We start from the raw sequence: 14,765 nt of genomic DNA, 5'->3' as shown, positions 1-14,765 counted from the left end.
CACTTTCTATATGGCCGTATAATGGCTAAATTCACACTTTAAAAGAAAATACATTGAGTACTTTTATAGATGAGTTGAACGATGCCCAAAAAGCCCCTGTGTTACATAAGGATGGCCCTTTAATGGTCATTGCAGGTGCGGGGTCGGGAAAGACAAGGGTGCTTACTTATAGGATCGCCTATTTGATGGAGCAAGGTGTGGATTCCTTTAATATATTGGCACTGACCTTTACCAATAAGGCGGCCCGGGAAATGAAAAAGCGTATTGCCGGAATCGTTGGAAATTCCGAGGCCAAAAACCTATGGATGGGAACCTTTCATTCCGTTTTTGCCAAATTGCTTCGGTTTGACGGGGATAAGTTGGGCTATCCGAGCAACTTCACCATTTATGATACACAAGATTCCCAGCGTTTAATAGCTTCCATTATAAAGGAAATGGGACTGGACAAGGATATTTATAAGTACAAACAGGTACAAAACCGCATTTCGTCCTTTAAAAATAGTCTGATCACCGTTAAGGCCTATTTTAACGATCCGGATTTAATGGAAGCGGATGCCATGGCCAAGCGGCCAAGAATTGGGGAGATTTATCAAAATTATGTGGATCGCTGTTTTAAGGCGGGCGCTATGGATTTTGATGACCTCTTGTTACGGACCAATGAACTGCTTACCCGTTTTCCGGATGTATTGATGAAATACCAAGATCGCTTCCGATATATTTTGGTGGATGAGTATCAAGATACCAATCATTCACAATATTTGATCGTAAAGGCGTTGGCCGACCGATTTCAAAATATTTGTGTTGTGGGCGATGATGCACAGAGTATTTATTCCTTTCGTGGAGCGAATATCAGCAATATCCTGAATTTTCAGCGCGATTATGAGAATGTGGGGATGTATCGACTGGAACAAAACTACCGATCTACCAAGAATATTGTAAATGCCGCCAATTCCATTATTGCCAAGAATAAGAATCAGTTGGAGAAAAAGGTTTGGACCGCCAATGATGATGGTGCGGCCATTAAGATCCATAGGAGTATTACCGATGCCGAGGAAGGTAGGTTCGTGGCAGGTTCCATTTGGGAACACAGAATGCAAAACCAACTTTCCAATGGTGAATTTGCAGTATTGTATCGAACAAATTCCCAATCCAGGGCCATTGAAGATGCTTTGCGTAAAAGGGATATTCCATACCGTATTTATGGGGGACTTTCCTTTTATCAAAGAAAGGAGATCAAAGACGTACTTTCCTATCTACGATTGGTCATTAACCCAAAAGATGAGGAGGCCCTAAAGCGTATTATCAACTTTCCGGGCAGGGGAATTGGGCAAACTACGATTGCTAAGTTGGTAGTTGCCGCCAATCATTATGACCGTTCGGTTTTTGAAGTGATGGAGAATATTTCGAAAATCGATCTTAAGATCAACGCGGGCACCAAACGAAAATTGGAGGATTTTGTGACCATGATCAAAAGTTTCCAGATCATGAACCAAGGGACGGATGCCTTTACCCTGGCCGAGCATGTTTCCAAAAAAACCGGTATTCTTTTGGAATTCAAAAAAGATGGCACCCCGGAGGGTATTGCCCGTATGGAAAATATAGAGGAGCTTTTAAATGGTATCAAGGATTTTGTAGAAGGCCAAAAAGAATTGGCCGATGCTACGGGAAGCCTTGTTGAATTTTTGGAAGATGTAGCATTGGCTACGGATTTGGACAAAGATACCGGAGATGATGATCGGGTAGCGTTAATGACCATACATTTGGCCAAGGGATTGGAATTTCCTTTTGTGTATATCGTGGGGATGGAAGAAGACTTGTTTCCCTCTGCCATGAGCATGAACACAAGAAGTGAATTGGAGGAAGAACGAAGACTTTTTTATGTGGCCCTTACCCGTGCCGAAAAACAGGCGTTCCTGACCTACACTCAAAACAGGTACCGTTGGGGTAAATTGATCGATGCGGAACCCAGTCGGTTCTTAGAGGAAATAGATGAACAATATGTAGAGAACCTGACTCCCGTAGATGGCGGATACCGTTACAAATCGCTTATAAATGCCGATATTTTTGGGGAGGTGGACAAAAGTAGATTGAGACAGGACAAACCTAAGAACGGTACACCGCCCAGTGTTGGAAAACCTAAGGAGAACCAACTGAAAAGATTACGGAAAATTAAACCACAATTGGCCGAGCCTGTTGGAAATACCAATATGATCGACCCCAATTTAGCCGAAGGCTCTATCGTAGACCATACACGTTTTGGACGTGGTAAAGTACTCAAGATCGAAGGTGCGGGAAATGATAAAAAAGCGGAGATTAGATTTGAGAAAGGTGATGTGAAAAAGTTGTTGCTGCGGTTTGCGAAATTGGAAGTGGTGGGGTAGTCTATGAGTTTAAAATGGTTTATTTGTAACCTAAAAGGTTGCCTCCTTGAGGAGATTTTGGAGGCAATAGATCAAAACCTGTCTGAAATGGCCGAATTTGTTAAAATATACGAGGATAATCCCAATTCCAGGGAAATCAATAGGGTAGTGGAGGTTTTACGGAAAGGTGGATTGGTCATTTATCCTACGGATACTGTTTATGGTCTAGGTTGTGATATTACCAATACCAGGGCTTTGGAAAGAATAGCCCGTATAAAGGGCATAAAGGTCTCAAAGGCCAATTGGTCGTTTATTTGTGCGGATTTAAGTAATTTGTCCGACTATGTCCGTCAAATAGATACCGCTACTTTTAAAGTTTTAAAAAGAGCCTTACCAGGCCCTTACACCTTTATTCTTCCGGGCAATAACAATTTGCCCAAAGAGTTTAAAAAGAAAAAAACGGTAGGTATCCGTGTACCGGACAATGCAATTGCCAAGGCTTTGGTAGAAGGTTTGGGAAATCCGATCATTTCAACTTCCATTAGGGATGATGATGACGTATTGGAATATACTACAGATCCCGAACTTATTTATGAAAAATGGGACAATCTGGTCGATGTTGTCATAGATGGTGGTTATGGCGATAATGTGGCCTCTACTATAATCGACCTTTCCACGGGTTATCCCGAAGTAGTTCGAGAGGGGAAGGGAAGCCTGGACATTATTTGATTAATAGCTGATAGGTTTTTAAAACCCAATAGAGAATTCTTCAAAGCATAAAAAAAGCGACCATTATAGGCCGCTTTTATACTATTATCAGAAAGAATTACTTTCCACCGTTAATGGCCGGATCTTTCATTCCTTCTTCGATCATACTATAGAACTGATCAATTTTTGGAAGCACTACAATACGTGTTCTTCTGTTTTTGGATTTTTCGGTTTGGGATACAGGAACATATTCCGCTCTTCCCGCAGCTGTCATACGTTTTGGATCTACGCCAAAATCTTTCTGTAAGATCCTTACCACGGCCGTAGCACGTTTAACACTTAAATCCCAGTTGTCCAATAATGCACCATTTCTTTTATAAGGAACATCATCCGTATGGCCTTCTACCATAAACTCGAAATCCGGTTTGTTGTTCACCACTTTCGCCACTTTTCCTAAAACATCTTTAGCTTTTCTGGTAACATTATAACTACCACTGCTGAATAGCAGTTTGTCCGAAATGGAAACAAAAACAACACCTTTTTCTACACTTATTTCAATATCCTCATCATCCAAGTTGCCCAAAACCCCTTTTAAGCTCTGTACCAAAGAAAGGTTTACGGAATCCCTTCTGGTAATGGCGTCGTTCAACTTACGTATGGTCAGGTCCTTTTCCTGAAGGCTCTCTAAGGATTTTTCCAGATTTTCGGCACCTTTAGTGGTCAAGGTCGTTAAATCACCCATATTATTGATCAACTCTTGATTATTGGCTTTCAAGAAGGCATTCTGGTCTTCTAAAGTCTGAAGCCTTGCGGATGCCGTTGCCTTTTCTTCGAGACAGTCGTTTAATTTTACCGTAGCGGAATTCAACAAATCCTGTGTTTCTTTCTGTTTTGCCTCAAGATCGGCATATTTCTTCTGTGATACACAAGAAGATAATAAAAGGGTTATCCCTAAACATCCTAAAATGATTTTTTTCATAATTGCGAACTATATTAAATGTTTGTTATTTACTTGTTTTTATTAAGCGAAATCAAAATTATAGAATTTGCATTTTCTTAATAGATCAACATAGTTAATCTTTTACTAAAATGTTAAAGTTTTTCACTTGATGTACAAAATAAGACCATACAATGGACTTTGTTGCATAATACTTTAATAAAAATTTAGTTTTTTCCCTTTTCTTGTACATTTTCCCGAATTTTCGATAAAAACCAAGATGAGCTCGTAAAATAGCAAAACAATGCTTGAAACGAAATTGAAGAATAAAGCGCAATGCCGCAATACCATCCAATAAAAGGCGAACAAAAATAATGGGAAATGCTTTTTTTCTGGGCAGGTTCTTGGTGATGGAAAAAAGGGAATTCCTAAAATTGAGATAGGTTTTTTTCGGATTCATATTACTCAATGTGGAACCGCCTAAATGATATACTTTGGAATGACCGATATAATAAATTTTATACCCGTTGTTTTTTGCCCTCCAGCAAAAATCCACTTCTTCCTGATGTGCAAAGTAATCGGCATCAAAACCTTTTAGCTCCCTAAAAACGTTGGTTCTTATAAACATACACGCTCCCGTGGCCCAGAAAATTTCTTTAATATCGTTATATTGACCTGTATCTTTTTCGAGGGATTGAAATATTCTTCCCCTACAGAATGGATAACCCAATTTATCGATAAAACCGCCTGCGGCCCCTGCATATTCAAAATGGTCCCTTTTTAATAAATCCAGGATTTTAGGCTGTATTATGGCTACTTCGGGCATTTCTTGGAATGCCTTTAGAATGGGATCCAGCCAACCCTCGGTTACCTCCACGTCTGAATTTAACAAACAACATATATCGGCATCTACCTGTTCCAGAGCATCATTATATCCTTTGGCAAAACCTCCATTGACCGTATTCCGGATTATTTTAACATTTGGATAGTTCTTTTGTAAAAACAAAATGGAATCATCCGTTGAAGCATTGTCCGCTACATAAATATCCGCTGCTGCAGAAAATTGGACAACCGAAGGCAAGAAGCGCTCCAACAACACCTCTCCGTTCCAATTTAAGATAACAATGGCTATTTTAGGCATTGGTCTTTAGCGTCTAAATAAAAAATGCTTTGTGTTCTAAAAGTTGACAAAAATAAAGGAATATTTATGAAGTGTTACTTTGTTTATTATGAATAATACTCGATCATTGGGTCACGAGATTTTTTTAAGGCGGAATAATTTTATCCAAATAGATTCCAGGTATAAATTGACAGAGAGGGCGGTTAACGACGGAATTGAGGAATATCCTTTAAGAAAAGATATTTTTCCCCGGTGTTGGATACCTGGCAATAATAATGTTCCATTCCATTGGTAACCATAAGAAAATCGGCATTCAACCCTAAATTATATCTGGCAATTTGATCAAAGACACCTTGGGTTATTTTTACACTTGGAGATTTACATTCTACCAAAAGCTTAATGCTGCCATCGGTATTAAAAATTACAATGTCATAACGTTTTTTGAGACCGTTAATGTCAATTTGTTTTTCAACATTAATGATACTCTTGGGATATCCCTTATCCTGTATCAGATAACATAAAACATGTTGCCGTACCCATTCTTCTGGAGTCAATACCACAAACTTTTTCCTTATCCCATCAAAAATGAGGGTCTTATTTTGATTATTTTTGAACCTGAAGGTATAGTCGGGAAAGCTAAGCGCTATCATAATACAAATTTGATGATTTTTTCTGAATGGATGAAGCACGACAAATAGTCAATACGATTAAAAAAGGGGATATAAGGCCTATTTATTTTCTTTTTGGGGAAGAACCTTATTTTATTGATAAAATATCGGATTTTATTGCGAACCAAGTGCTTACGGAAGAGGAAAAAGGGTTTAACCAAATGGTACTGTATGGAAAAGATGTCAGTATTGATGATTTGGTAAGCAATGCAAAAAGATATCCAATGATGTCCGAAAGACAGGTAGTCATTGTTAAGGAAGCACAACATTTATCAAGGACCATCGAACAATTGTCCAGTTACGTAGAAAACCCGCAAGAGACTACGGTACTGGTGATTTGTTATAAATATAAAAAGCTTGACAAGCGAAAAAAGCTGTTCAAGATCATCCAAAAAAACGGAGTGCTTTTTGAAAGTAAGAAACTTTATGAAAACCAGGTTTCCGAATGGTTGCGAAAGAACCTGCTTTCCAGTGGATATTCCATATCACATAAGGCGGCCATATTGTTGGTAGAATATTTGGGAACGGATTTGAGCCGGATCAACAATGAATTGGAGAAATTAAAATTGGTCTTGCCCAAGCAAACGGAGATAATCCCCCGGCATATAGAGGAACATATTGGGATAAGTAAGGATTACAATAATTTTGAACTGAAAAAGGCCATTGGCGAAAGAAATGTATTAAAAGCCACAAAAATTATAACCTATTTTGCACAGAACCCCAAAGACAACCCGTTTGTTCTTACGGTTACACTCTTACATTCATTTTTTAGCCAGCTGTTACAATACCATGGTCTAAAGGACCATTCACCAAAAAATGTGGCCAGTACACTGCGGATCAATCCATATTTTGTCAACGAATTTCAGACAGCCGCCAAAAATTATCCCATGAAAAAAGTAAGCAAGATCGTTTCCTCACTTCGTGAAATGGACCTAAAAGGAAAAGGGGTGGGTACCAATAATCAACATCAGGCCGACCTCTTAAAAGAACTTTTGATCAAAATTCTTTAACTACCTCCTGTCGATACTAAATTTACCTGGGCCAAGTAAAGCTATAGTCGTAAAGGCCACCAGATACATGAACGCTTTCTCCTTGGTTCCGAACGGATCCTGCGCATGTACCATAAGCACTGCCACTAACATAGTAACTGCCGTAGGTATAGCCGCCCAACGGGTCTTATAGCCCAGAATGATCAAGATGGGACAAACAAACTCACCGATTACGGCTAAAAAAAGTGAAGGGGCTTCACCGATACCGAGCGGATTACCAAACTCAAAATTTCCGGAAATCAAATTTTGGAATTTAGGAAAACCATGGGTCAACATCATTGCAGAAAAGCCAATTCTAAAAAAGGCCAATCCAATGTCTTTTAGTAGGGGATTTTTCATTTTTATTTTAATTAGTTGACCTAAAAATATTGTTTTTTTCGGGTAATAACCAAAATCCATTGAAGTTTCCTATTGATTGGAGCATCATTTTACTTGTATCATGATTCCAAAAATGCTGCCTTGGAACCAATTGATCGTAATGAAAAGTCAAATCAAAAGTGCAACGGGGTTAACCTTCTAAGGTTTATACTGTTATCGGTTTTGTGTATGGCTTGTTGCGGAAAATCAGCTATGATTTTCCGCCGTAACCGAAAGATAGTGAATTGTAATGAATTCCGATTAGGAATTCAGCCGTAATGAGCTATACACGTTGTTGGCAAATCGTTTATTTTAATTCACTCGACAATTTATTTATTGATTCAATTACTTTTTTCAACTTCAAAGGTGCTTTAGAGTAAGAATATTTTTTTAATTCATATTGTTCAACCACATTGGTGATAACCAAAGATGTGATTCTTGAGCACAATAATGTCACAGTCGAAAATGAACTTTCGCATTGAGAATTATCATTTACCGCAGATTTTAATTGACGAATGCTTATATATTCCGAGTGAATATGATTTGAATACAAAGAATGAGTTCTTGATATGTTACCAATTTTTATTAATGGATATATTTCGTCCAATTTAATTAATCTTGCATATGATGGATTTATAAATCTTTTTCTTTTAGAAAAAGGTACTCTTTTGAATTCATCCAACTTTCTGATTTTCCTTAATTCTTCAGCCAGTTCATTCCTCATTTTTTTAATCGGTTCAAAATCCTTTGGATGCTTTTTAGTCAGCTCAATTTGTTTCCTCAATCCTTGTACTTTATATACATATGCTCTTATTTCTTTAGAATATTCAGAGTCGACAAAAAATATGTAAGATAAATTAATGAATGTTTCAATTTGAAGTCTTGCAATAGAGTAAACAGCTGTTAGGTCATTAATTTTTAGTTGCTTATCCCGAATTTCAATTAATTTCCCACTTGTAAGGGTCAAAAGTGTTTCATTATGAAATATTATTTGAAATAGCAATTTTTCAAAAAGTTCTGCATCCTCAAATTTTATTCTATTATCATATAAATCTTGAGTACATTCTATAAGAAGGGAATTTAATTCAGTAAGAATTACTTTTTGATTAGACAAAGACAAGTCATTAACTAATAGTAAGGCTTCTATGCTTGTTCTTTGTTGTTCGTTCATAAATGTTTGCCAACTAAATCGATATAAAAAACAACTCTAAAATCCCCGTAATGAAGAACTGCCTTATCGAGGATGTAAAATCAATGAAACTACATGTTACCTTAAATGAGGATAATCTTCAGGATTGGATTCATGTATTATCGCATAGACTTTTTCAAAAACATCCTCTGCGTTAGGTTTTGAAAAATAGTCGCCATCCGTTCCGTAAGCAGGCCTATGCGCTTTTGCGCTCAATGTTTGGGGAGCACTGTCCAAATATTTATAAGCACCTTGTTTTTCTACTACCTCATTAAGGAGGTAAGCGGAACACCCTCCCGGTACGTCCTCATCTATTACCAATAAACGATTGGTTTTTTGAACGCTTTTAACGGTGTCGTTATTTATATCGAAGGGCAATAGGGTCTGTGCGTCCACAACTTCGGCATCAATACCAACGGCCAGAAGTTCTTTGGCCGCTTGCTCAACGATCCTGAGCGTAGATCCATAAGATAGCAATGTAATGTCTGAACCTTCTTTTACTGTTTCCACTACTCCAATGGGGGTGCAAAACTCTCCTAAATTGCTGGGCTTTGGCTCTTTTAACCGATATCCGTTGAGGCTTTCGATTACCAATGCGGGTTCATCACTTTTCATCAAGGTATTGTAAAAACCTGCAGCTTGGGTCATATTACGGGGTGCTAAAATATACATGCCCCTAAGCAGATGGATAAGCCCTCCCATTTCCGATCCGGAATGCCAGATCCCTTCTAAACGGTGTCCTCTTGTACGCACGATCAGCGGAGCTTTTTGTTTGCCATACGTACGGTAAAGCAAACTGGCCAGATCATCTGTAAGTGTGGCTATGGCATAAAAGATATAATCCAAATATTGAATCTCGGCTATAGGTCGGAGCCCTCTTAACGCCATACCGATACCTTGACCAATAATTGTAGTTTCACGTATACCCGTATCGGCCACACGGAGTTCCCCATATTTTTCCTGAAGTCCTTCCAATCCTTGATTTACATCCCCTATTGTACCGGTATCTTCACCAAAAACCAAGGCATTGGGGTATTTATCAAAAAGTTGATCAAAGTTATCCCGTAGAATGACCCTGCCGTCTACCTTTTCGGTCTCACCAATGTACTTGGGAGGTACGGCATCTATCTGGGTGGCTTTATTATATTGTTCACTATACAGGTGACTGCTAAATTTGGGCTGCGTTTCGGATAAGAATGTATTTGTCCACTGGGCAAGGGCATTTTTTTCGGGTGAAGATTCGCCCAATGTATACCGTAAAGATTTTCTTGCGGCTACGGCCAAATCCTTTTTACCTGGTTCATCTATGGCAATAAGATCGTTCTTTATTTTAGTCAAAAAACTTTTGTTGGGACTTTTGGAGGCAATATTTTCCAATAACCCCACTAAATTTTTCTTTGTCTCTAAATGTTCTTCCAAGAATTCTGTCCATGCCTCTTTTTTGGCTTCCCTTACGTTTCTGCGTATTTGTTTTTCCAGGTCGTCCAATTCTTCATTTGTGGCAATACCGGATGCTATGATCCACTCCTTAAATCGTTTGTTGCAATCATTGTCACGTTCCCAGGCCAATCGTTCATCATTCTTGTACCTTTCGTGGGAACCAGAGGTAGAATGCCCTTGGGGTTGTGTAAGTTCTATTACGTGGATAAGAACGGGAACATGGTCTTGGCGTGCCATATCGGACGCATTTTCATAGGCGTGCATCAAAGCGGTATAGTCCCAACCTTTTACCTTTAAGATTTCAAAACCCTTCTCTTTATCGTTTCTTTGAAACCCCGACAATATTTTTGAAATGTCTTCTTTTGTAGTGTGGTACTTGGCCGGTACGGAAATGCCGTATTCATCGTCCCATATACTTATGACCATGGGTACCTGCAATACCCCTGCGGCATTAATGGTCTCCCAAAACATCCCCTCGCTCGTGCTGGCGTTTCCTATGGTACCCCAAGCCACTTCATTTCCATCAACGGAAAATTTGGAACTATCCAGATTTTCCAAATTCCTATAAATTTTGGAGGCTTGGGCGAGACCCAATAGGCGGGGCATTTGACCCGCCGTACAAGAAATATCGGAACTGCTATTCTTTTGCTTGGTCAAGTCTTTCCACGTCCCATCCGGATTTAGGCTGTAGGTTACAAAATGTCCACCCATTTGCCTTCCGGCGCTCATGGGTTCCTTTTCAATATTTGTGGTGGCATACAGACCGTGAAAAAAATCTTTCGGGCCTAAAAGGCCCAGGGCCATCATGAAGGTCTGATCTCTATAGTAACCACTTCTAAAGTCTCCATTTTTAAAGGATTTGGCCATTGCCAACTGTGGTAGTTCCTTGCCATCCCCGAATATACCGAATTTGGCTTTTCCGGTGAGTACTTCCTTTCTTCCCAACAAGCTGCACGTCCTGCTTTGAAATGCAATTTTATAATCACTTATAATTTGAGTTTTAAAATCCTCAAAAGAAATATCATTGCTCGTTTTGGAAGATACGTCCATATATTTCTGGCGTTTCTGCAAAAATACCGAAACAAAAGCATTTTAGCAATAGCGAAGAGTCTTAAATATTTAAATATTTGATAATATTAAGATGTATGAATTATTGAATATGTATTATTTGATTATTTTTTATATAAAATTTTGAGAATACGATAAATAAGAAATTTATTGAAACCAATTATCCCCGAGGCAAACCTTAGAGGTATTTAATAGAGAACCTATCGAGGACGTCTTGTTCCTTTATCGAAAGTATTAGAGTGGTTTCTACTTCCTCATAATTGAAGTACAATAGAAAACCTAGGGACACTTGCCCAAAGGAATTCTTTCGATTAAAACCATTTTCTGGTAAAGAGTCCCGTTAAGGTTTTTGGACTGACCGTGATAACAAAACGTATTCTTTCCCCATAATTGGGTTGGACGATTTCCCATCCATTATTCGAGTATAAAGGAAAGTAAAGTTCAAAATAATCGGTAACCAGATTCAATCTGATACCCGAATCATACACAAATTTTTCGCGAAGCCCCTTATTTTTCACAAGCCCTGCATCTCCATAAAGCTCGATCCATTTCCACAGATTAAAACTTGCATTTACCGTTGTTAACCAATTATTGGAAAAACGGTAACGTTCGTCCAAAAACGATTTAAAACCACCTTCGGCAATAATGATCTGTTGACTATATATACCTGAGTCTTCCGACCTTCCCAAATAACCATAATCAAAAAGGTAATCGGTCGGTCGGTCCAAGGCAAAGCTAAAGAAGTCGGAATTGGTCTTGTTGCTTAGAAATTTCCCCGCAAAGAACCGTAAATTGAGCTGCCTGTTGTTGTCAAACAATTTACGATATTCATATTCAAATGAAAGTTTACTAAAATTACCCGCCAACTGAAAATCCGCGAACCAAGATTTATAATTTAGAATGTTATTGTCTCTGTTGACGTAACGTGCGTTAAAAACACTATAATCCGGATTTTCCGGATCATTGGCCAGATTTTGTAAGCTGTCATCAAAATCCCTGAAAATATTGATATATCTAAAAGAAAGGAATTGTCGTTTATTTGATATTAAATCATCGGGACGCCATCCAAAACTCAGTGAGGGGGTTACAGAAATTACCCTGGAATTTACATTAAAATGTGATGTAGAACCTCCTAAACTGTAATTCGCCACATATAGTCCGCTTTTACTCAGGTATTTTCGATAGCTAAACCTGCCATAGCCTACAAATGCTTTTTCCCTAAAGGAATAGGAGGGTGCAAAATCATAAACAAAGGGTCTTTCCAATAAGGTTTTGTTATAAAGCCTTAATCCGGGTGTCCATCCATCATAAATATTGAAATTCAATACGGGAACATAAAACACCTGATTGTAATAGGGGTTTTCAGAATCCTTGAAGAAAGTAAAGCTTAATTTTTTGTTACTGGAAAGGAATCCTCCCAGGGATTTCCAATTATCACGTTGATTGAATTCGGGAATTTTATGATCGTAATTCAAGACCAGCTTATCTTCATTGTTGTTCGGAATATTGAATGTTTTTAGCATTTTTATATCCTTAAACCAGTATTTTGAAATTACCGAATCTTTTTTAAGACCGAATATGGAAATAGGAACATTGGTGCCTTCCTTGTTCTTGATGGTGACTTTTAACGAATCCTCGGATTTCTCCACTTTTTTTATTTTGAAATCTATTTTTCGGTCCGTAGATATATAATCCTTAAAAAACCAGTCGATGTCCTTGCGGGTGGATCTTTTGAGGATAGATTCAAAATCCAATATTTTCACGGTATTTAATTGATAATATGTAAAGAAGGCCTTAATACTTTCATCTACCTTATCCTTACCAATATAATCCGCTAGATAGGCCAACCCCAAACCTGCCTTGTATTTATTGGCTATTTTTTGATTGAATTTTATTAGTGAGTCGTTCGGCGTATTCAACGCTTGATCTAAATTTTTTCTAGCGGTAAGGTTGTATAAAAACGGGTATTGTTCATTAAAGCCCATTTTTGCGAGGTTAAAGCTCCGTACTCCCCAAATACGGGATAATTTGCCCAGTAATTTTTGATCGGGATAATTCTGTTCTACATAGGCGATCATTAAATAATTGGCAATGGCACTGTTCAGCCATTGCTCTTTTCTTGGATCCAAAAACATAGTTTCCCTCAAAATAGTACTTAGGGCCGTCTTCAAGAATTTCATTTCATATTGAAACTTCTGATCGTAGGGTCTAATAAAAGAGGGCAATTGATTGAGTCCGTAAAGTGGATTTTTTTGATAGTCCATTTCACTGACCACAAGTTTTGAATGGGGATATTTGCCAAGGTTAACAGCTATAAAATCCGTTATCTTGGCTATGGATATTCCTTGACTTATGGGATCATATCTTGGTGCGGAGATATCCGTAACCACTGTCATTTGGGAAGTAACGTGTTTGGTAAACGTATTTTTCGATTGGAGAATGAGTTCGGCACTTTTCCGCTTATTGCCTTTTAAAGTGATGGATTGACCATTTGGAAATTCGAGGGCATTGGCCTTGTCAAAATTAGAAACTAATGAAAGGCTGTCCGGATACTCAAAGTTTATGACGGTTTGGGTCATGTTGGTATACAGGTCTTCAAGGTTTTTGTTGGAATACAAATGCCATTTGCCGTTGTAAACGGCAGGGGTCAAATACCAATCTTTTAGATAATAATTGCCTTTATTATCATACCCGTAAGAGGTAAACTTATTTGGCGGTAATTTTACCTTATAGGTGATAAAAAGTTTAGTGGATGTTTTAGGGGCCAATGGCTCGTTCAGCCTGATTTTAAGAATGTCTTTTCCTGTGCTTCGTTCCCATTGTAACCCTTTATATTTATTATCTACGGCACTGACGATAGTGGTATATCCACGTTCGCTTTTTTTGGCAAGGTGTAGGCTTTTTTTAAATTCTTGTGCAAAACGCTTGGCCAACCCCGTATTTTTATTGGAATAAGCATGCGCCCAATCGTTAAAATATAATATTCCCAATGAGTAAGGGGAATTGTTATAATAAACGAACTCTTGTTGTATGTCCAACTCTTTGGTGTACTCGTTTAAGCTTACGGTAAGTTCAGTTTTATATTGGGAACGAACAGGTAGGGTCGTTACTAAGAACAACCAAGAAAAGATGACTATTTTATGAAATGGGATAGCGCGCAAACCTGAAACTAAAAATTAGGACTCATGGAATGTCCTTTGTAGAATGTATCGATAATTTGGATTACTTCTTCCGGCGTATCCACCAGTTGTATCAGGTCAAGATCGGAAGCACTGATCGTTTTTGCGGTCAACATGGTATTTTTTATCCAATCCAACAGTCCGGTCCAGTATTGGGTACCGACCAATACAATAGGAAATTTTCCTATTTTTTCGGTTTGGATGAGCGTTATGGCCTCAAAGAGTTCATCAAGGGTGCCAAAGCCGCCGGGCATTACTACAAAACCTTGAGAGTATTTAACGAACATCACCTTTCGAACGAAGAAGTAATCGAAATCAAGGCTCTTATCATCATCAATATATGGATTATCATGCTGTTCAAAAGGGAGGTCTATATTAAGCCCTACGGACGTTCCTCCGGCTTTATTGGCACCACGATTACCCGCTTCCATGATTCCCGGTCCTCCACCTGTAATTACACCGTAACCTGATTCTGCCAATTTTTGGGAAACCGCTACAGCTAGCTCATAGTATTCTTCCCCGGGTTTAGTCCTCGCCGAGCCGAATACCGAAACACACGGGCCTATTTGGCTCATTCGCTCAAAACCGTTTACAAACTCTCCCATTATCTTAAAAATGGCCCAGGAATCGTTGGTCTTTATTTCGTTCCAACCCTTATGATGTTTTTCCGATCTCATATTTTTTGGTTTC

The 14,765-nt window shown here is 38.5% G+C and carries 11 protein-coding genes; 3 read left to right on the top strand and 8 right to left on the bottom strand.

Translation table 11 applies throughout. The annotated features are described in order from the left end of the window. Positions 1–53: 53 nt before the first annotated feature. Both ACKWB9_RS05715 and ACKWB9_RS05710 read left to right on the top strand, forming a co-directional pair. Positions 54–2,381 carry an ATP-dependent helicase gene (locus tag ACKWB9_RS05715; RefSeq protein ID WP_414002037.1) on the top strand — a complete coding sequence of 776 codons (2,328 nt, stop codon included), beginning with the start codon at positions 54–56 and terminating at the stop codon, positions 2,379–2,381. Positions 2,382–2,468: 87 nt separating this feature from the next. Then, positions 2,469–3,089 (top strand): L-threonylcarbamoyladenylate synthase, encoded by a 621-nt coding sequence (locus ACKWB9_RS05710; protein WP_414002036.1) that lies wholly within the window; start codon positions 2,469–2,471, stop codon positions 3,087–3,089. A gap of 97 nt (positions 3,090–3,186) precedes the next feature. Here the strand turns inward: ACKWB9_RS05710 and ACKWB9_RS05705 are convergent, their stop codons facing one another. The 3 genes from ACKWB9_RS05705 to ACKWB9_RS05695 all read right to left on the bottom strand — a co-directional run bounded on the left by ACKWB9_RS05705 (position 3,187) and on the right by ACKWB9_RS05695 (position 5,775). Next, a complete protein-coding gene (locus ACKWB9_RS05705) occupies positions 3,187–4,047 on the bottom strand; it encodes an OmpA/MotB family protein (RefSeq protein WP_414002035.1) in 861 nt (286 codons plus the stop codon). A gap of 94 nt (positions 4,048–4,141) precedes the next feature. Continuing rightward, positions 4,142–5,146 (bottom strand): glycosyltransferase family 2 protein, encoded by a 1,005-nt coding sequence (locus ACKWB9_RS05700; protein ID WP_414002034.1) that lies wholly within the window; start codon positions 5,144–5,146, stop codon positions 4,142–4,144. A 182-nt stretch (positions 5,147–5,328) separates the two neighbouring features. Then, a complete protein-coding gene (locus tag ACKWB9_RS05695) occupies positions 5,329–5,775 on the bottom strand; it encodes a type I restriction enzyme HsdR N-terminal domain-containing protein (RefSeq protein WP_414002033.1) in 447 nt (148 codons plus the stop codon). A gap of 26 nt (positions 5,776–5,801) precedes the next feature. On the opposite strand from ACKWB9_RS05695, the gene holA reads away from it, so the two are divergent. Further along, positions 5,802–6,803 (top strand): DNA polymerase III subunit delta, encoded by a 1,002-nt coding sequence (gene holA, locus ACKWB9_RS05690; protein ID WP_414002032.1) that lies wholly within the window; start codon positions 5,802–5,804, stop codon positions 6,801–6,803. Here the strand turns inward: holA and ACKWB9_RS05685 are convergent, their stop codons facing one another. The 5 genes from ACKWB9_RS05685 to ACKWB9_RS05665 all read right to left on the bottom strand — a co-directional run bounded on the left by ACKWB9_RS05685 (position 6,804) and on the right by ACKWB9_RS05665 (position 14,752). Beyond that, the gene (locus ACKWB9_RS05685; RefSeq protein ID WP_414002031.1) at positions 6,804–7,181 is read right to left on the bottom strand and encodes a DoxX family protein; all 378 of its coding nucleotides are present in this window, start codon (positions 7,179–7,181) and stop codon (positions 6,804–6,806) included. A 325-nt stretch (positions 7,182–7,506) separates the two neighbouring features. Further along, positions 7,507–8,370 carry a hypothetical protein gene (locus ACKWB9_RS05680; RefSeq protein WP_414002030.1) on the bottom strand — a complete coding sequence of 288 codons (864 nt, stop codon included), beginning with the start codon at positions 8,368–8,370 and terminating at the stop codon, positions 7,507–7,509. Positions 8,371–8,466: 96 nt separating this feature from the next. Further along, positions 8,467–10,878 carry an alpha-ketoacid dehydrogenase subunit alpha/beta gene (locus tag ACKWB9_RS05675; protein WP_414002029.1) on the bottom strand — a complete coding sequence of 804 codons (2,412 nt, stop codon included), beginning with the start codon at positions 10,876–10,878 and terminating at the stop codon, positions 8,467–8,469. Positions 10,879–11,207: 329 nt separating this feature from the next. Next, complete coding sequence (locus tag ACKWB9_RS05670; RefSeq protein ID WP_414002215.1) at positions 11,208–14,048, bottom strand: gluzincin family metallopeptidase; 2,841 nt, start codon at positions 14,046–14,048, stop codon at positions 11,208–11,210. 17 nt (positions 14,049–14,065) lie between these two features. Then, entirely contained in the window at positions 14,066–14,752 is a 687-nt protein-coding gene (locus ACKWB9_RS05665; RefSeq protein ID WP_414002028.1) for an LOG family protein, read from the bottom strand. Positions 14,753–14,765: the final 13 nt, after the last annotated feature.

It is taken from the genome of Maribacter spongiae (genome assembly GCF_047345125.1).
Classification (GTDB): domain Bacteria; phylum Bacteroidota; class Bacteroidia; order Flavobacteriales; family Flavobacteriaceae; genus Maribacter.
Note: the sequence above shows the minus strand (reverse complement) of the source record. Positions and strands in the feature narration are given on the sequence as shown.

Coding starts and splice junctions, on each gene's coding strand:
- ACKWB9_RS05665 (WP_414002028.1), bottom strand. CDS start 14,752: ATGAGATCGGAAAAACATCATAAGGGTTGGAACGAAATAAAGACCAAC.
- ACKWB9_RS05700 (WP_414002034.1), bottom strand. CDS start 5,146: ATGCCTAAAATAGCCATTGTTATCTTAAATTGGAACGGAGAGGTGTTG.
- ACKWB9_RS05675 (WP_414002029.1), bottom strand. CDS start 10,878: ATGGACGTATCTTCCAAAACGAGCAATGATATTTCTTTTGAGGATTTT.
- ACKWB9_RS05685 (WP_414002031.1), bottom strand. CDS start 7,181: ATGAAAAATCCCCTACTAAAAGACATTGGATTGGCCTTTTTTAGAATT.
- holA (WP_414002032.1), top strand. CDS start 5,802: ATGGATGAAGCACGACAAATAGTCAATACGATTAAAAAAGGGGATATA.
- ACKWB9_RS05695 (WP_414002033.1), bottom strand. CDS start 5,775: ATGATAGCGCTTAGCTTTCCCGACTATACCTTCAGGTTCAAAAATAAT.
- ACKWB9_RS05680 (WP_414002030.1), bottom strand. CDS start 8,370: ATGAACGAACAACAAAGAACAAGCATAGAAGCCTTACTATTAGTTAAT.
- ACKWB9_RS05705 (WP_414002035.1), bottom strand. CDS start 4,047: ATGAAAAAAATCATTTTAGGATGTTTAGGGATAACCCTTTTATTATCT.
- ACKWB9_RS05710 (WP_414002036.1), top strand. CDS start 2,469: ATGGCCGAATTTGTTAAAATATACGAGGATAATCCCAATTCCAGGGAA.